This window comes from Embleya sp. NPDC008237 (assembly GCF_042956465.1).
Taxonomy (GTDB): domain Bacteria; phylum Actinomycetota; class Actinomycetes; order Streptomycetales; family Streptomycetaceae; genus Embleya.
Map to the genome: position 1 here is coordinate 17,932 of NZ_JBIBGL010000016.1, position 16,715 is coordinate 34,646.

The window sequence follows — 16,715 nt, forward strand, 5'->3', positions numbered from 1 at the left end:
GACCGGGGTCGACCGGGTGCGGAGCCGGTACGGACCGATCGGCAGCCCGATGTCCGCCGACCGCGGTCCGGTTCGGCGGGTCCATGGCGACGTCGGCGCCACGCCGCCCCCGGGGCTTTCTATGCTTGCCGCGTGACCGACCCCAATGACCTCGATGTCCGACCGGCGTTCTCGCCGTCCGCAGCCGCCTCTGCCCGGGGGGTGATGGCGCTAACCTGCGAGCGTGTGGCCGCGACATTGGCTTCGTACGAGCTGCGGGTACTGCCGTCGACCGTGGCCCAGTGGGAAGCCGGTACGGAACGCCCGAACGAAGCCGAACTGCTCGCCCTCGCCAAGTCCTTGGTCGTCCCCGTGAGCCAACTCATGGGCGGCCGACCGAGCAATCTCCAGGACCACCGGATCGCCGCCGGCCTCACCCGCGCCGAACTCGCCAACCGGGTACGGATGAAGGAGGTCGGCTACGCCCGACTCGAACGTGCGAACAAGTGGCGCGCCGACGAGGAGCGCACCGGCTTCCTGGTCCGCGCGCTGGGCCTGTCGATGCGTGACCTGGCCGAGGTGTCGGGCGTGGGCCCGGAACTGGAAAACCTGCTCGCCGAGGCCGTGGTGGGCCGCTGGAAGACCCAACTGCCGGAGATTACCCGGCTGATCGGGATGCGCCGCAAACGCATCGGCGAGGTGCTGGAAGCGCTGAGCTCGGTCTTTCCGGAAGGCATGGACGTGGCCGACGTGCCGCGGGCCGCGGTGGTCGAGCGGTTCTGGGGCCTGCTCGGCGACCCGGTCGCGGACCCGGGTGCGCCGGGCGTGTGGCTGCTGCAAGGACGCTTCGCGTAAACCGACCCCGAACCCGAACGGTCCTGTCGTCCCGTCGGATCCGACGGGACGACAGGACCGTGCTCTTCGAGCCGCCGGACACGGCCTACACGGACACGCCGACCAACGTCCCGCCGTCGGCGATGCGCACGTCGAAGCGGGCGAGTTGGTCCGCGGGCGTCCAGGTGCCGGTCCGGATGACCAGCGGCGCCTCCGAACCCGGGACGCCGTAGCCCTTCGCCGGCACCGTCCAGCTGGAGACCTGCTGCTCCTTGCCGTCCTTGCCGACCGCGACCAGCGAGCACCGCAACGGGCCGCGCACGTTCCGCAGTTCGAGCGCGAGGTCGGTACCCCACGCCTTGCTCTCCAGGGCGAGCCGGGCGGCCGCGCCGGTGCGCGGATCGGTGGCCTCGACGGTCGTGCCGTTGCCGGCGACGGCCGCGAACGGGTCCACGTTCCGCGCGGACGTGGACGAGTCCTTCCGCAACCAGGTCCGGCCCGTGAGCACCCCCGCGCCCAGGCCGATCACGAGCAGCGCGACGCACGCGGCGACCAGGAGCGCCGGTCGGGATCGGCGTCGGGCGGCCCGCCGCGCGCCGAGTTCGTCCACCGGTCCCGACTCGGCGGCCGGGGTCGGTGCCGCCCCCGATGTCGAAGTCGGTTCCGGCACCGAAGCGAGGACCGGTCCGGGCGTGCGCGTCGGTTCGGCCGGGGATGCGGGCGCTGCGGGCGGCGCCGATACCGACGACTCCGGCAGTTCGTACACCCCCTCGTCCCGCAGCTCGGTCAGCAGCGTGGCCATGCCGGAAAAATCGGCCAGCTCGTCGAGACACCGGTCGCACGTGGCCAGGTGTTCCTCGAACGCGTCCCGGTCGGCCGGCTCCAACAGGCCGAGGGCATATGCGGCGATATCCGCGTGTTCGGGTTGGATGCTCATGCCGACACCCCCCTCTCCTCCAGGACGACCCGCAGGGCGCGCAGTGCGTAGTACACGCGTGACTTCGCCGTACCCGCCGGGATGCCGAGCACGTCGGCCGCCTGATTGACAGTACGGTCGCGGAAGAACGTTTCGATCAAAATTTCCCGGTGCGATGTGGAGAGCGCGTCCAGCGCGTCGCCGACCACCACCGAACGCAGCAGCCGGTCCACCTCGTCGCCGGTGGGCAGCGCGGCCAACGGCTCGTCGCCGACCTCCGGCGGACGGGCCGCGCGGGCCCGCTGTTCGTCGATGACCAGCCGGCGCGCGACGGTGACCAGCCAGGGCAGCAGCGGCGCGGCGGGATCCAGCTTCGCGCGATTGCGCCAGGCCCGGACCAGCACCTCCTGCACGCTGTCCTCGGCGCGTTGCCGATCGCCGCCGTTCAGTCGCGACACGACCGCGAGCAACGGCCGCGAGTACTCGCGATAGAGCATCGTGACGAACTTGGTCTCCTCGTCGGAGCCCGGCGGGCCGGAACCCGGCGGGCCAGACCCCGGTACGTCCACATCGGACATCCCCGACCGGCCTCCTCATCCGTAGCCGAGATCCGCTCCCGGAACAGGCAACACCCTAGGGGTCCCGCCGCCACCGATTCGCCCGGACCCGAGACCGGGTGCGCGTCGTCGCCGGAGCCGCTGCCGCCCGGGCCCGGACTGCGGCGGAGAGCGCCGACGGGGCGGCGAACGCCGACGTGGTGTCGGAGTACGCCGCCCCGGGGCGGGTGTGCTGCGGGAAGCAGGCCGTGCGCTCGTGTCCGTCTACTGCGGGTCGCGGTTGAACGACGCCTTGGACCAGAAGTAGCCCAGCACCGTCAGCCCCACGCACCAGCCGATCGCGAGCCATCCGTCGTTGCCGATCTCGGTGCCGAGGAGCAGCCCACGCAGGGTCTCGATGGCGGGGGTGAACGGCTGGTACTCGGCGATCGGTTGGAACCAGCCCGGCATCGTGTCGGCCGGGATGAAGGCGCTGGAGAAGAGCGGCAGCAGGATCAGCGGCAGTGCGTTGTTGCTGGCCGCCTCGGCGTTGGGGCTGACCAGGCCCATTCCGACCGCTATCCATGTGAGCGCCAGGGCGAAGAGCGCGAGGAGACCGAGCGCCGCCAACCACTCCAGGGCTGTCGCGTCCGTGGATCGGAAGCCGATGGCCACGGCGACCGCGCCGACGAGGATCACACCGACGATCGATTGCAGCACGCTGCCGACGACATGCCCGATGAGCACGGACGGGCGGTGGATCGCCATCGTGCGGAAGCGGGCGATGATGCCTTCGCTCATGTCGGTGGAGACGGACACCGCGGTCCCGACCGTGGCGCCGCCGATGGTCATCATCAGGATGCCCGGGACGATGTAGGCGATGTACTCGGACCGGTCCGCCCCGCCGCCCCCGATGCCGGCGCTCATCACGTCGCCGAAGATGTAGACGAAGAGCAGCAGCAGCATGACCGGCGTGAGCAGCAGATTCAGGGTGAGGGACGGGTAGCGCCGCGCGTGCAGCAGATTGCGCCGCAACATCGTGGACGAGTCGCGCACGGCGAGGGGGAGGGAACTCATCGCACGGCCTCCTTGGCTCGGGTGGTGGTGCCGCTGGTCAGGGCGAAGAACACGTCGTCGAGGTCCGGGGTGTGCACGGTCAGCTCGTCCGCCTCGATGCCGGCCGAGTCCAGCCGGTCGAGGATGGAGCGCAGTTCGCGCTGGCTGCCGTCGCTGGGGATCTGCAACGACAGCGCCTCGTCGTCCCGGGTGATGTCGTGCAGCGCGGAGGCGGCGGACCGGTATGCGGACGGGTCGGAGAAGCGCAGTCGTACGTGGCCGCCGGGGATGAGCCGCTTCAACTCGTCGGCGGTCCCCTCGGCGGCGATCCTGCCGTCGTTGAGCACGGCGATACGGTCGGCGAGTTCGTCGGCCTCGTCCAGGTACTGGGTGGTGAGGAAAACGGTGACGCCGTCGGAGACGAGCTCGCGGATGATCCCCCACATGTTGTGCCGGCTGCGCGGGTCCAGACCGGTGGTCGGCTCGTCCAGGAAGATGATCCGCGGGTTGCCGACCAGGGTCATGGCGATGTCCAGGCGCCGCTTCATGCCGCCGGAGTAGCTCTGCGCGGGCTTCCCGGCGGCTTCGACGAGGTCGAACCGCTCCAGCAACTCGGCGGTGATCCGCCGCCCTTCGCGCTTGGACAGGTGGTGCAGGTCCGCCATCAGGAGCATGTTCTCCTCGCCGGTGATCAACCCGTCGACCGCGGAGAACTGCCCGGTGACGCCGATCGCGGCCCGCACGCCGTCCGGTGACGTGGCCACGTCGTGGCCCGCGACCCGGGACTGCCCGCCGTCCGCGGAGATGAGCGTGGAGAGGATCTTCACGACGGTGGTCTTGCCGGCGCCGTTGGGCCCGAGCAGGGCGAAGACAGAACCGGCCGGGATGTGCAGATCGATGCCGTCCAGGACGGTCTTGTCGCCGTACGACTTGCGCAGACCGACCGTGGAGACGGCGGCCGGGGCCGGGTCCCTGTCGCCCGGCCTGGATGTGGGCATGACAGAAGGCATGGGCCCTCCCGTTCGAAGACTGGAGTGGGTGGGGGAGGCGGGTGAGTCGAGGCCGGTGCCTTCGGGGTCAGGCCCCGGTGCGGCGGGCGCCGATCTCGATGGCGCCGTCGTCGGCGGGCCGCGCCGGCGCGAGGTCGGGGGCGGGCGTGCGCGGCCGCACGTCGACCGAGCCGGGGGCTTCGGGGGCCACCGCGATCTCGGGGCGGAAGGTGTCGACGTACGGCGTGAGGTTCATAGCGCCATCATGGCACCATCGTGGCGACACAGGCAAGTCAGGGTGGCGCCTTATCTGGAATCGGCTCGACTGTGGCCACACTGATCTGCGGAAACGTGAAGGCGACGGGCCGAGTGGCGGTGGTGCCATACGCATTGCTGCGCCGCTGTCCCGGGTGACGCCGGCCGACGCCGGATGGTGCCAAGATGTGCCATCCGGCGTCATCCGATGCCGAGTGCAGCCGCCTCGAATCGCTCGCCGGCCGGACCTGGGGTCCCGGCTCGCCTTCGCGCTCGCCGGGCGAGACCCGGCGCGCCGCGTGGGCGCCGGCGCTCGTGCGGCACGAGCCGAGGGCCGGGCCCGCCACCAGGTGACGGGCCCGGCCCTGGCTTCTCTCGGTCACCCCGGCCGGCCGGACGGGCTTCTCCGGTCGCCCCGAATAACGACGGATTTCTCCGGCCGGCGATATTTCCGGGGCGATTGCCTCGGTGGCCGAGTCGGTGGCCGGCCCGGCCGAAAGAGGAATCGGGCCGCCGTCGAACGGGATTGCGCGAGCAGGGGCGCTTCCCGACGGAAGTCGAGGGGCGGAGACCGATGGTCGGCCTATTCCGGGCGCCGGTACGGGAATTCGGTCGATCCCGCGCGGACCCGATCCGAGCCCCGACCCGGACCTCGATCCGGGTCGGATCCGGTTCTCGATTCGGAATACGGTATCCGTGCTCGGCCGAATCGCCGGCTTTCCACCGTGGGGAATGCGGTGAACGGGCCGGCGGTCGGGCGCGTCGACCCGGACGACTCCGGCGCCCGTGGCGGGCTGTCCCGTCGACGGGACTCGGCCCCGACGAGCGGCCCGCCCGCATCGGGGCCGCTCAGCCTCGCAGTTCGAGCGTGCAGCACTTGGCGTTGCCGCCGGCCTTGAGCAACTCGGTCAGGTCGATCCCGATCGGGACATAGCCGCGCTCGCGCAGTTGCGGACCGACGAGTTCGACGGCCCGCTCCGGCAGCAGCACGTGTCGGCCGTCGGAGAGCGCGTTGAGCCCGAACATGGCGGCGGTGGCTTCGTCGGCCAGGATCGCATCGGGGAAGCGCTCGGCCAGCCGGCGCCGGCTGTCGGGGGAGAACGCCTGCGGGTAGTACATGACCTCGCCGGGACCGAGCACGGAGAGCGCGGTGTCCAGGTGGTAGAACCTGGGATCCACCAGGGTCAGGCTGAGCACCGGGATGCCGAAGAACTCCTGTGCCTCGTGGTGTCCGCGCAGGTCGCTGCGGAAGCCGCAGCCGGCCAGGAGCTCGCCGCCCACGTAGAGGAAGTCACCCTCGCCCTCGTTGAAGCTCTCGGCCTGACGCACCTCGGCCCACCCGGCGGCGCGGAACCAGTCGAGGTAGGCGCGTGATTCGTCGGCGCGCTGATGGTGGCGAAACCGTGCGACGAGCACCTTGCCGTCCACGACGGTCGCGCCGTTGGCCGCGAACACCATGTCCGGAAGGCCGGGCACCGGTTCGATCAGCGCCACGTCGTGCCCGAGGGCCACGTAGGCATCGTGCAGCCCCTTCCACTGGGCCAGGCCGGTGTCCGCCGAGGTGGGCACGTTCGGATCCATCCACGGATTGATCGAATAGGTGACGTCGAAGTAGGTCGGCCGGCACATCAGGAAACGCCGCGGCCGAGCGATGCGGTCGTCGTTCGAAGTCTGTTCGATGGCTGTGTGGGTCACCTTGATTCCCTTGTTCTCCGTGATTGTGTCCGGGGCGAAATCAATGCCGATGCAAAACGGTGGGTTCGACCGGACGGAAACACGACGTGTACCCGATGCGGGTATGCCGGATAAGAGCGGGATCGCCGCGGGCCGAAGCTAGCACGGGGTGCGGGCCGTACTCGTCCCGTTGGCGGGACAAGCGCGGTAAATGGATATTCACGATTTCGACGGGATCGGTTCGGGTAATTCCACCGCGCATTATGCGTTGCGCGGGTGCCGGCGCGTGCCTTCGCGCGACGCGCATGCCCGAATGGACTCGGGCGGTATGTCGACAACTTCGGGTGCGACCTCGCGCCGCCGGTCGGGGCGGGGGCGGGGCAGGGGCGCGGGCGTCCGCGTCGGTCGAACGCCTCGGGGTGCCGCCGATGCCCGCGGGGCTGGTCGACGTCGCCGGAACCCGCGTCGGTCGAACGCCTCGGGTGCCGCCGATGCCCACGGTGCCGCTCGACGTCGCCGGATGTGTCGGCGGCCGTCGACGAACTCGCCGGGCAACCGGTGCCCGGATTCGTGGACTTGCGCGTGGGGGCCGGCGCCCGGGTTCGTGGCGGGCCCGCTCGCGGACCGCGCCTTCGGGTCGGGCCGGCCGTGCGTCGGTGCCGTGCGTCGGTCGAGGTCGCGTGGGTCCTGCGGAACGAGCGCGCATACCGACCCCGCGCGCCGCCCGGCGACCGGACTTGCCCACCCGGATCGGCTTCCGGTCACCCGGGCCCGGAGGCTCTCGACTGCCCGAACCGCCCGATTCGGAAGGCTGTCGATCGACGCACGGATCGTCTGCGCTCCGATCGGCTCTCTCCCGCCCGGCTGCCCCGGAGTGGAAGCGCTCGGCTCCGGTTCGGCGTCGGGCCGGCCGGCTGGATCCGATCGTTCGACGGGCACGATCCGCACGCGAACGGGTCGCCCGGAAATCCGGCCGGATGGCCGAAGTCATTCCCGATGTGGCTCGTTCGTGAATGTGCGATGGCACATGCCTTGCGGCGTCGTCAGGAAGGCGTCAAGAAGGCCCGGGGTTTCGAGCCGCAGCGGGTTGCGCACCTTATAGTGACCGCCCCGCGAACTCGGTCGGTCGCATCATCACGGCCGAAACCGGACACAATCCGGTTGGTCGAAACTTTTTCGCCGTTGCGCGGAATGGGATGATCGACTACCGAGCGGCTGGGGACGGTATCTCTCCGAAACAACCCGTGGTCGGTTCCTTGATTTCCGGGAGTCGCTGAGATCTACTCGGGTGGGCCGTCGAAGAGAACCACATTGAATGTGGATCTTCAGGCGCCGGCAGGGCGTGACGCCGGTAGCCGCAACGCCAACGGGGATCTGTGAAGAGGCGAACGGGGCGAGTCGTTGATGCACGTATTCGTACACATGTCGGCCATTTCCGACCGCGCGGTCTCGCAGACCGCGCGGCACGGTCGTACGCACGTGGAGCCCGGACCGTCGACCATCCGGCCGGGAGCGATCGGAGGGTGTCAATCGCGCCCGGTCGCGCCGGTGGGGTCGACGGTCGGCTGAATACATACCGGATGGGTCCGGTGTACCGCCCATGGCGGGGCTCCCCGTGGCGACGAGCTGCGCAGAGGGGATGATCTGCGCAACATTCGCTTGTTCGAACGTGCACTCACATGGAGGCATGGTGGCGAATCAAACCAGTCAAACCAGAAATCATGAAAACGCGAGAGAGGCGCAGCTTCACTCGGGCCCGGGGGTCGTCCCCCGACCGCGAAGAGGCATGGCGGACCATCCGCATCACGGCCGGTTGCTCACGACGAAAGTGGGTTTGCAAATACCTGCCGACATGACCTTCGAGGACTGGGAGCAGGCCGGGCGCAAACTCTCCGGAATCCTGGATTCTTCGTCGTGGTGGCTCGGCGACTGGTTGGTATACGGGAAAGATCACTATACCGACCTGTACCAGCGTGGGATACGCGCGGCTGGGTTAAGCTACCAGACGCTGAGAAATTATGCATGGGTCTCGCGACGTTTCGAGTTCAATCGTCGGCGATCGGCACTGAGTTTCCAGCATCACGCCGAGTTGGCCTCGCTGCCCATTGCCGAACAGGAACTGTGGCTGGACCGTGCCGAAGAGATGAACTGGACCACCAAGCAGTTACGCGGCGCCATCCGCGACGTGCGGGCGGCGGCCGAGGGGCAGGACGTCCGCCAGGCCGAGGCGACCCGTCGGCTCGCGCTGCCGGGAGACCGTATCCAGTGGTGGTACAAGGCCGCGGAACAATCGGGGATCGACTTCGAGCAGTGGGTGCTCGCGACGCTGGACAATGCCGCGGAGCGGGCCCTGGAGGATGTCGAGGAGCAGGCGAGCGTCAACGCCTGACAGCAGGTGATCGAAAAACACGGGTGATCGAGCCGAACGAACCGTCCGAGGCGGTTCGGCGCAAACGATCCCGGGGGCCCGTGCTCGCGAGCGCGGGCCCCTTCGGTCCGCTCCGGACCGGCCCGGCCGCCGTTCGGCGGGCAGGAGCGCCGGCGGATTACCGCGAAGCGATTCGAACAGCCGTGAACCGTCCGGCTCGCGATACCGCGTGGGAACGATAATCCGGAACTCACCCTCTCTCGATATTCCGGCGCGGCGACGGCCGTGTGCACTACGGCTTCGGCAGAGAAGTCGGCGGTTCGGGGTACGGATGCGAGTGAGTCGTACCGGTGACCGGAGCGTTGTCCTGTCGGCAGGACGGCGCGGGTCGTTTGTATTGCGGGCCGAATCCCTTGAAAGGTTTGCCCGGCCCCTCTAAATTGAAGCCGCGGTGCCCCGCGACGCAATACCGAATGCGTTCCTCTTACGACCGGTCGAGAAACGCGGGAGCATGGGCACGTCGGATGATGTTCATCGTGATCCCCGACCAGGGTCCTCTTCTTGGTTTCCGTGACCGACCCGTCGAAGATACGGAAGTCCCGGTCGCCGCCACGCTAGCGGGAGAGTTTTCTATGGGCACTTTTGCACGCGAAATCTACGACGTGGTGGGCATCGGTTTCGGCCCGTCCAATCTGTCGCTGGCCATTGCGTTGGACGAGTATCGAACCGAGGGTGCCGGCAGCAGTCGGTCGGGGCCGTCGGCGATGTTCTTCGAGCGACAGTCCTCGTTCGGCTGGCACCGAAATATGCTGTTGCCCACGACGACGATGCAGATTTCCTTCATGAAGGATCTGGCCACCTTTCGCAATCCGGTGTCGCCGTTCGGCTTCGTGTCGTATCTGCACGCATCGGGTCGGCTGACGCAGTTCGTCAACAACCAGGACTTCTTTCCGACGCGCCAGGAATTCCACCAGTATCTGGAATGGGCGGCGGCCGGCTTCACCGACCGGGTGCGCTACGGCACCGAGGTCACCGGGATCCGGCTGCCGGCCGCGACCGAGGTCGGAGCGGCCGAGCCGTACGTGGAACTGGAGGTTCGCAGCGGCTCCACGACCCGGGTGGTGGGCGCGCGCAACGTGGCGATCTCGACCGGCCTGGTGCCGCGCATGCCCAAGGGTGTGCAGCGCGACGAACGTGTCTGGCACAGCTCGGAGTTCCTGGACAGGTACAGCCGGAGGAACCCGTCCGAGCTGAACACCGTGGCGGTGGTCGGCGCGGGCCAGAGCGCGGCCGAGATCACCCGTTACCTGTACGACGAACTTCCGCACGCGCAGGTCTACTCGATCATTCCGTCCTATGGCTACTGCGTGGCCGACGACACCCCCTTCGCGAACCAGATCTTCGACCCGGGGGCGGTGGACACCTACTTCTTCGGGACGGATCGTTCCCGGGAGGCGTTCTGGCACTACCACCGGAACACCAACTACTCGGTGGTCGACGACGAGGTGATCCGGGACCTGTACCGGCGCGCGTACGACGAAGAGGTGCGCGGCCTCGACCGGTTGCGCTTCCTCAACCTGTCCAGGGTCGACCAGGTCAAGCGGGCCGGTGACGAGACGCGGGTGTCACTGCTGTCCCTGCCGACCGACGAAACGCGGGAACTGGACGTGGACGCGATCGTGTTCGCCACCGGATACGACGCGATGGAGCCGACCGCACTGCTCGGCGACCTCGACCGGCACTGCCTGCGCGACGAGAGCGGCCGGTACCGGGTCGCCCGCGACTACCGGTTGATCACCGCTCCCGAGCTGAGCTGCGGCATCTACCTCCAGGGCGGCACCGAGCACACCCACGGTCTGACCTCCTCGCTGTTGTCGAACCTGGCCGTCCGCAGCGGCGAGATCGCCGAATCCATCATCGGCCGGCGCGCCGAGCCGGCGGCGGAACCGTTGCTCCGGCCGGTGGTCGCCGGCGAGACCGGGTGATCCCCTCCATCCGGGGCCTACGGCCCGTCGGTATCCCCGGCGGGCCGTACCCGCGCGCGGCGGGTCAGGGTTTGATGCCGACCGCGCCGTAGCCCCAGACGTTCTCGACCGTGTCCAGCGGGTGGTCCGGTTCCGCGTCCGGGTTCCAGTGGGTGCGCAGGCCCGGGTCGACCAGGTCGAAGCCGGCGAACATCGACAGGATGTCGTCGTGGCTGCGCATGGTCATCTCCGCGGAGGCGTTCTTCCATCCGTCGGCGCCGATGCGGCCCTGGCTCGGGTTGGCGTCGAAGGACGCGTGCGAGAGCAGCAGCATGCTGCCGGCGGGAAGCGCGTCGCGGAGCCGGGCGACGATCTCGTGCGGCTTCTCGTCGTCCCGGATGAAGTGCAGTATCGCGACCAGCATCAGCGCGACGGGCTCGCCGAAGTCGATCACCTCCAGCACCTCGGGCGCGGACAGGATGTCCTCGGGCGAGCGCAGATCGGCCTGGGTGAAGGTGGTCCGGCCGGGTCCGGCGTCGGTCATCAGCGCCCGTCCGTGCACGAGCACGATCGGGTCGTTGTCCACGTACGCCACCCGGGCGTCCGGGGCGATCTCGTGTGCCACCTCGTGCGTGTTGCCCGAGGTGGGGATGCCGGTGCCGATGTCCAGGAACTGGCGGATGCCCCGACGGGCGGCGTAGCGCACCGCGCGGCGCAGGAAGAGCCGATTGAGCTGGAGGGTGACCGGCAGGTCGGGGATGGCGGCCACGATGGCGTCCGCCGTCGCGCGGTCGACCGCGAAGTTGTTCTTGCCGCCCAGCAGATAGTCGTAGATCCGGGCGGTGTGCGGAATGCTCGTGTCGATTCGGGCAGGCGACAACCGACTCTCGACCTCGTCGAGACGAGGCAGCCGCCACGCCTTCTCGTCGCCGTCCCCCGCGTCCCGCGCCGGTATGGATGTCACGTTCGCATGCCTCCGCACCACCGATGTCCTACCTTGGCCGAGCGTACTGCGGGCATTCGCGGTTTGGGTTGGCGCGTAACGGCTGTCGAGGAATCGGTACACACCCGAAGTCGCCGGGCAACCAACCGGATCGAGCCGGACACAGCCTAGGTGGGTGCCGGCGGTCGGCCCCCGTGGCGCGGACCGCCGGCCGATGGTGGGTGAGCTACTCGGGCATGCCGTCGTCGACCCAGCGGGCGAACGCGTCGACCCGGTCGGCCGGCCAGGCGCCGTCGCACGGCATGGTGCCCTGGCGCAGCCGGGCCAGGATCGCCTCGGCATGCGTGCTCACGTCGGAGTGCGACCACAGGTCGAACATGAAGCTCATCGACTTGCGGTCCATGTCCCGGAACAGCGGTTTGATGTGTGCGGCGAAGCCGATCGCCTCGTCCGCGGCCGGCAGCGGCGTGTCGGTCGTCTCCTCGTTCGGCGGCGGAGCCAGGGCGGACACCCGGGCGCCGGGAGTGGCACCGCAGACCCACCACCAGCGGGGCACCGGCATGTGGGCGGGTGGGCGGGCGCCGGGCTGCGAGTTCTCCACCGCGATCCGCGAGCCCCACTCGACGTAGCCGGCGAACGCGGCGCGGAACTCGGCGTCCCTGGGCAGACCCGCGTCGTCGGCGGCGAGACTGATCAACTGAGCCCAACGGGCCCGCCATTCCTCCTCGAGCGCCTTGCCGGCGTGCTCGCCGACCATGTGGTCGTAGCCGCCGTAGCGCTCGGTGTAGAGCTTGGGTCCGCCGAACGTCTCGACCAGCCAGGCCGCCACCCGCTCCGGGTGATCGGGCGCCATCCGGGCGAACAGCGGGGCCAGCAAAGGGTCCTGCGGGACGTACTTGTCGTAGAAGATGTGCGTCATCCGGGTCAGCGCGGGCAATCCGCCGGCCCATTCGTAGAGGGTGGGTTCGGCGGAGGGCGGCGGGTCGGCGAAACCGACGTACCAGTGCATGCCGCTACAGAACGGCTTGTTCCGCGAATGGCCGCACCGGCACAGGCTGTAGTGCTCGGTCGGGGCGCCCGGCCCGCGCGGCTCGGGCTCGCCGTCGGCGCCCGCCAGCGGGATCCCGCCGGTGACCCGGTACGGGCCGTCCAGCGACACCTCGATCGCCGGTTCGCGCTGCTGCGGCGGTGGTTGCCGCCCGTCGAGCAGGTAGTCCAGGGCGCCGGACGGGCAGGCCCGGACGGTTCGCACGATCTCGTCCATCCGGCCACCGGACGGCGCCACGAACGGCTCCTCCCGCTGCCGGAAGACCGCGGACAGCCGGTCGGTGCACAGACCCGAGTGTGCGCACAGGCCGCGGTTGTCGGTCACCGTGACCGGATCGCCGGGATGGTGGTGCCGTTCGTCCGGCACCCGGGCCGGATCCTTGGCGCCGCTGAAGCCGATCCGGGCGTGGCTGCCGTCGCACAGCGGCTTGGTGGCGGACTCGCCGCACCGGCACAGCGCGGTCTGCGGCAACACCGGGATCGGCTCGCCGAGCCGGTCGGTGACGTGGGGCGCGTTGGTCACCAGGTACGGGCCGTCCGGCGCGACCCGGATACCGGTGGGCAACTCGGCTTGGAGCGCCGCGAATTCGGCCACCAGTGCGGCCCGGCTCGCGTCGTCGTCGGCGAACAGCCAGGCCAGATGTTGTAGCGCCGCCGCGGCCTCGGGCAGGGCCGGCGGTGGTTCGCCGACGATCTCGGTGCGCAACCGGGTGACGTCCGAGGCGAGTTCGCGGACCGTCGTCGCCGGATCCCGATCGGCGCCGAGGGAGTCGACCGGCTCCGGGCCGGTGGGGTCGCCGCCCAGCGCGAGCAGTGCTTCGGTCAACGGTCGGATCACCGTGTCGCGCAGCGGCTCGGCCGCGTCGGCGTCGGTCATCCGGCCGGTCAGTTCGTCGTCGAGAACCCGGGCCCGACTCAGCACTGCCCGCAGCCGGACCTCGATCGGCGTGCCGGTCATGGCGTGCAACCGATGGGTCGGCTCGACGGGATGATGGGACGGTTGAACACGATGGTCACGCTCGCTACCCCTGTCTTGGTGCGGTGCCGCTTCAAGGCCATCCAGGCAATACAATACAGGAGTGTATTGAAATGGAAAGTGCCAGCCGCGGTTCCGGTCGCGCCCGGGACAGTGCGATCGACGCCCGGATCCTGGCCGTGGCCGGACGCCATCTGGCCCGGGACGGCTACGCCGCGATGTCGCTCGCGGCGGTGGCGCAGGAGGCGGGCACCACCCGGCAGGCGCTGTACCGCCGTTGGCCCGGCAAGGCCGAACTCGCCGCGGCGGTGGTCGCCGCGCTCGGCGAGGAGGAGCCCGCCGACCTCGCCGCGGACAATCCGTTCACCGCGCTGGTGGCCGAGCTGAGCGACTTCCAGCGCGGCGTCTCCAAACCCGGCCGCCTCTCCCTCGTCGGCACGATGCTCCAGGACACCACCGACCCGGACCTGCGCTCCCGCTACCGGTCCCGGGTGATCGCACCGCGCCGGGCGCGCCTGCTGGCCGCCCTGGAGTCGGCCCGTCGCCAGGGCCACCTCGCGCCCGACGCCGACCTGGAGATCGCCCTGCCGATGTGCACCGGCGCCTGGTACGGCCGCGAACTCGCGGGCGCCCCGGTCCCGGCCGACTGGCCGTACCGCACCGCATCGCTGATCTGGCGCGCCCTCGGCGGCACGATCCCGCCCGGGACGCCGCCGACCCCCGAGCCGGGACCGGCGGCGAACGCCGGTTAGCCGACCGCACATCGAGCGTGCGCTCGGTCCGCGCCGCCCGGCTACTCCTGCGCGTCGCGCGTCCGGCGAGGGAGCAGGAACGCGGTGAGCAGGACGACGGCGAGCGCGGCCACGACGACCCACAGGGTCTGCTCCAGTGCATGGGTGTACGCGCCGGCCCGATCCGCGCCGCCCGACGCGGCGGCGTCGAAGAAGAGGGTGCCCAGGACCGCGACGCCCACGGTGGCGCCGAGTTGCTGGTTGGCGTTCAGCACACCGGACGCGGAGCCGGTCTCGTGCTCGTCGACGCTCGCCAGTGCGATGTCGAAGAACGGGGCGAGCACCAGGCCCATGCCGATCCCGACGACCAGCAGGGCCGGCGCGAGTTGCCCGGCGTCGACGCCGGTGCCCACCTGACGCAGCGTCAAGGACAGTGTGGCCACGCCCGCGGCCATCACCACGGCGCCGGCGTGCAGCACGGTGCGGCCGAACCGGGGGACCAGTACCGCGCCCGCGGCCACCGCGCCGAGCACCACGCCGAGGGCGATCGGGGTGCTCGCCAGGCCGGCATGGATGGCCGACCAACCCAGGCCGATCTGGAGGAACAGGCCGAACACCAGGATCAGTCCGTTCATCGCGGCGAAGAACACCAGGCCGACCAGCAGGCTGCCGGAGAACGCACGTTTGGCGAGCAGGCTCGGGACCACCAGCGGTGCCCCGCCCGCCCGCGCGATCCGCCGCTGCCACCACGCGAAGGCCGCCAGGAGCGGCAGGGCGCCTGCCATCGAGGTGAACGTCCAAGCGGGCCACCCCGATTCGCGCCCCTGGACGAGCGGATACACCAGCAGCAGCACCGCGGCCGAGACCAGCGCCATACCGGTCGGGTCGAGCCCGGGCCGCTGCTTCGCCCGCGACTCGGGCACGTAGCGCAGCGCGCCGAGGATGGCCACGATGCCCAGCGGCACGTTGATCAGGAAGATCGCCCGCCATCCGGCGCCCGCGGGATCCGCCTCGATCAGCGCGCCGGCCACGATCGGGCCGCCCACCGAGGCCAGTGCCATCACCGGGCCGAACAGGCCGAAGGCCCTGCCGCGTTCCGCCGGTGCGAAGACCGACACCACCACGGAGTACGTCTGCGGAATGGTCAGAGCGGCGAACAGGCCCTGTACCGCGCGGGCGGCGATCAGCAGCCCGATCGAGGGCGCGCCCGCGCACATCGCGGAGGTCGCGGTGAAGCCGCCGAGTCCGATCAGGAACATCCGGCGGCGGCCGACGATGTCGCCGAGCCGACCGCCGGTGATCAGGCCGACGGCGAAGGTCAGCGTGTACGCCGCGGCGATCCACTGCAGGCCGGTCGAACCGCCGCCCAGATCCGCCCGTACCGACGGCGCGGCCACGCCGACCACGGTCGCGTCGAGCAGATCCATGGTCTCGGCCAGCAGGACCACGGCCAGCGCCGCCCACCGCCGGGGGTCGGGCGTGGCGGTCGCGGGGGCCGGGGCCGGGGTCGGCGGTGCCGCCGACGCGAATGTGTTGACGTCCATGACGCTCCCTCGACGAATGGTGTTCGTGAATAACGATCGACGTTCGGTATAACGATCGTCGTTCGTTCCAGGAGTCAGTGTTCGGGTCAACTACGCTGTTCGCAACCCCCGATCGAAACAGGACGGCAACAGATGGCGAGAACGTCGCGGACCGGGCCCGGCGCCACCCCCGGCCGACCGCCCACCGACGCGGGCGCCGACGTACCGGACCTGCCCACGCCGCCGTGGCGCCGGGGCCGGGCCAAACCGGTGCGCCCGCCGCTGAACCGGGCGTCGATCGTCCGGGCGGCGCTGGCCGTGCTGGACGAGGGCGGGCTCGAAGCGGTGAGCATGCGGCGGGTCGCCGACGAGTTGCACACCGGGCCGGCGTCGTTGTACGTCCACGTGTCGAGCAAGGAGGAACTGCTCGAACTCGTGCTGGACCACGTGCTCGGCGACGTGGTGATCCCGGTGCCGGACCCCGAGCGCTGGCAGGCCCAACTCAAGGAGGTCGTGCTGGGCTTCCGGGCGGTGCTGGCCGCGCACAACGACCTGGGCCGGGCGGTGCTGGCGGCGATCCCCTCCGGGCCCAATGCGCTGCGGATCAGCGAAGGGCTGCTGGCCGTCATGCGCGGCGGCGGTGTCCCCGAGCAGGCCAGCGCGTGGGTGCTGGACGTGCTTCAGCTCTACATCTCGGCCGATGTCTACGAGGCCGCGCTGCACCTGTCCCGGTCCGAGCACGGCGAGGATCCGATGGCGATGGCCCAGGCCTATCTCGGCGAGGTCATCGAGGCGCTACCGCGGGACCGCTTCCCGACCCTGACCGCGCTGAAGCCGCACATGACCAGCGGCGGCCGGATGGCCCGGGTCGAATTCGGCCTGGACGTCTTCATTCGCGGCCTGGCCGACATTCCCCGACCCTGA

The 16,715-nt window shown here is 70.2% G+C and carries 14 protein-coding genes; 5 read left to right on the top strand and 9 right to left on the bottom strand.

All coding sequences use genetic code 11. From position 1 onward, the window contains the following. Positions 1-225: 225 nt before the first annotated feature. Complete coding sequence (locus ACFZBU_RS34520; RefSeq protein WP_391587662.1) at positions 226-834, top strand: hypothetical protein; 609 nt, start codon at positions 226-228, stop codon at positions 832-834. A gap of 85 nt (positions 835-919) precedes the next feature. Here the strand turns inward: ACFZBU_RS34520 and ACFZBU_RS34525 are convergent, their stop codons facing one another. The 6 genes from ACFZBU_RS34525 to ddaH all read right to left on the bottom strand — a co-directional run bounded on the left by ACFZBU_RS34525 (position 920) and on the right by ddaH (position 6,260). Next, on the bottom strand, positions 920-1,750 hold the full coding sequence (locus tag ACFZBU_RS34525; RefSeq protein ID WP_391587663.1) for an anti-sigma factor family protein: 831 nt from the start codon (positions 1,748-1,750) through the stop codon (positions 920-922). Then, entirely contained in the window at positions 1,747-2,307 is a 561-nt protein-coding gene (locus ACFZBU_RS34530; protein ID WP_391587664.1) for a sigma-70 family RNA polymerase sigma factor, read from the bottom strand. The genes ACFZBU_RS34525 and ACFZBU_RS34530 overlap by 4 nt, the downstream gene beginning before the upstream one ends. A 243-nt stretch (positions 2,308-2,550) precedes the next feature. Beyond that, a complete protein-coding gene (locus ACFZBU_RS34535) occupies positions 2,551-3,342 on the bottom strand; it encodes an ABC transporter permease (protein ID WP_391587665.1) in 792 nt (263 codons plus the stop codon). Continuing rightward, positions 3,339-4,319: an ATP-binding cassette domain-containing protein gene (locus ACFZBU_RS34540; RefSeq protein WP_391587666.1), complete on the bottom strand. Its 981-nt coding sequence runs from the start codon at positions 4,317-4,319 to the stop codon at positions 3,339-3,341. The genes ACFZBU_RS34535 and ACFZBU_RS34540 overlap by 4 nt, the downstream gene beginning before the upstream one ends. A gap of 79 nt (positions 4,320-4,398) precedes the next feature. Beyond that, entirely contained in the window at positions 4,399-4,566 is a 168-nt protein-coding gene (locus tag ACFZBU_RS34545; RefSeq protein WP_391587667.1) for a hypothetical protein, read from the bottom strand. 848 nt (positions 4,567-5,414) lie between these two features. Next, positions 5,415-6,260 (bottom strand): dimethylargininase, encoded by an 846-nt coding sequence (gene ddaH / locus ACFZBU_RS34550; RefSeq protein WP_391587668.1) that lies wholly within the window; start codon positions 6,258-6,260, stop codon positions 5,415-5,417. A gap of 1,765 nt (positions 6,261-8,025) precedes the next feature. Between ddaH and ACFZBU_RS34555 the strand changes: the two genes are divergently transcribed. Beyond that, positions 8,026-8,628 (top strand): LmbU family transcriptional regulator, encoded by a 603-nt coding sequence (locus ACFZBU_RS34555; protein ID WP_391587669.1) that lies wholly within the window; start codon positions 8,026-8,028, stop codon positions 8,626-8,628. A 611-nt stretch (positions 8,629-9,239) separates the two neighbouring features. After that, positions 9,240-10,592, top strand: a complete 1,353-nt coding sequence (locus ACFZBU_RS34560; RefSeq protein ID WP_391587670.1) for a lysine N(6)-hydroxylase/L-ornithine N(5)-oxygenase family protein — start codon at positions 9,240-9,242, stop codon at positions 10,590-10,592. Between the two features lie 64 nt (positions 10,593-10,656). On the opposite strand, the gene ACFZBU_RS34565 is transcribed toward ACFZBU_RS34560, so the two are convergent. Beyond that, positions 10,657-11,535, bottom strand: coding sequence for an SAM-dependent methyltransferase (locus ACFZBU_RS34565; protein WP_391587671.1), 879 nt, complete (start codon positions 11,533-11,535; stop codon positions 10,657-10,659). 205 nt (positions 11,536-11,740) lie between these two features. Continuing rightward, positions 11,741-13,519, bottom strand: coding sequence for a CDGSH iron-sulfur domain-containing protein (locus tag ACFZBU_RS34570; protein ID WP_391587672.1), 1,779 nt, complete (start codon positions 13,517-13,519; stop codon positions 11,741-11,743). 131 nt (positions 13,520-13,650) lie between these two features. Between ACFZBU_RS34570 and ACFZBU_RS34575 the strand changes: the two genes are divergently transcribed. After that, positions 13,651-14,289, top strand: a complete 639-nt coding sequence (locus tag ACFZBU_RS34575; RefSeq protein ID WP_391587673.1) for a TetR/AcrR family transcriptional regulator — start codon at positions 13,651-13,653, stop codon at positions 14,287-14,289. A 41-nt stretch (positions 14,290-14,330) separates the two neighbouring features. Here ACFZBU_RS34575 and ACFZBU_RS34580 read toward each other — a convergent pair whose 3' ends face one another. Then, on the bottom strand, positions 14,331-15,812 hold the full coding sequence (locus ACFZBU_RS34580) for an MFS transporter (protein WP_391587674.1): 1,482 nt from the start codon (positions 15,810-15,812) through the stop codon (positions 14,331-14,333). Between the two features lie 132 nt (positions 15,813-15,944). Between ACFZBU_RS34580 and ACFZBU_RS34585 the strand changes: the two genes are divergently transcribed. Further along, positions 15,945-16,715 carry a TetR/AcrR family transcriptional regulator gene (locus ACFZBU_RS34585; protein ID WP_391587675.1) on the top strand — a complete coding sequence of 257 codons (771 nt, stop codon included), beginning with the start codon at positions 15,945-15,947 and terminating at the stop codon, positions 16,713-16,715.

What these genes read in the sequence shown, in the direction of transcription:
- ACFZBU_RS34525 (WP_391587663.1), bottom strand. Translation starts at nt 1,750, where the DNA reads ATGAGCATCCAACCCGAACACGCGGATATCGCCGCATATGCCCTCGGC.
- ACFZBU_RS34530 (WP_391587664.1), bottom strand. Translation starts at nt 2,307, where the DNA reads ATGTCCGATGTGGACGTACCGGGGTCTGGCCCGCCGGGTTCCGGCCCG.
- ACFZBU_RS34535 (WP_391587665.1), bottom strand. Translation starts at nt 3,342, where the DNA reads ATGAGTTCCCTCCCCCTCGCCGTGCGCGACTCGTCCACGATGTTGCGG.
- ACFZBU_RS34540 (WP_391587666.1), bottom strand. Translation starts at nt 4,319, where the DNA reads ATGCCCACATCCAGGCCGGGCGACAGGGACCCGGCCCCGGCCGCCGTC.
- ACFZBU_RS34545 (WP_391587667.1), bottom strand. Translation starts at nt 4,566, where the DNA reads ATGAACCTCACGCCGTACGTCGACACCTTCCGCCCCGAGATCGCGGTG.
- ACFZBU_RS34555 (WP_391587669.1), top strand. Translation starts at nt 8,026, where the DNA reads ATGGCGGACCATCCGCATCACGGCCGGTTGCTCACGACGAAAGTGGGT.
- ACFZBU_RS34560 (WP_391587670.1), top strand. Translation starts at nt 9,240, where the DNA reads ATGGGCACTTTTGCACGCGAAATCTACGACGTGGTGGGCATCGGTTTC.
- ACFZBU_RS34570 (WP_391587672.1), bottom strand. Translation starts at nt 13,519, where the DNA reads ATGACCGGCACGCCGATCGAGGTCCGGCTGCGGGCAGTGCTGAGTCGG.
- ACFZBU_RS34575 (WP_391587673.1), top strand. Translation starts at nt 13,651, where the DNA reads ATGGAAAGTGCCAGCCGCGGTTCCGGTCGCGCCCGGGACAGTGCGATC.
- ACFZBU_RS34580 (WP_391587674.1), bottom strand. Translation starts at nt 15,812, where the DNA reads ATGGACGTCAACACATTCGCGTCGGCGGCACCGCCGACCCCGGCCCCG.
- ACFZBU_RS34585 (WP_391587675.1), top strand. Translation starts at nt 15,945, where the DNA reads ATGGCGAGAACGTCGCGGACCGGGCCCGGCGCCACCCCCGGCCGACCG.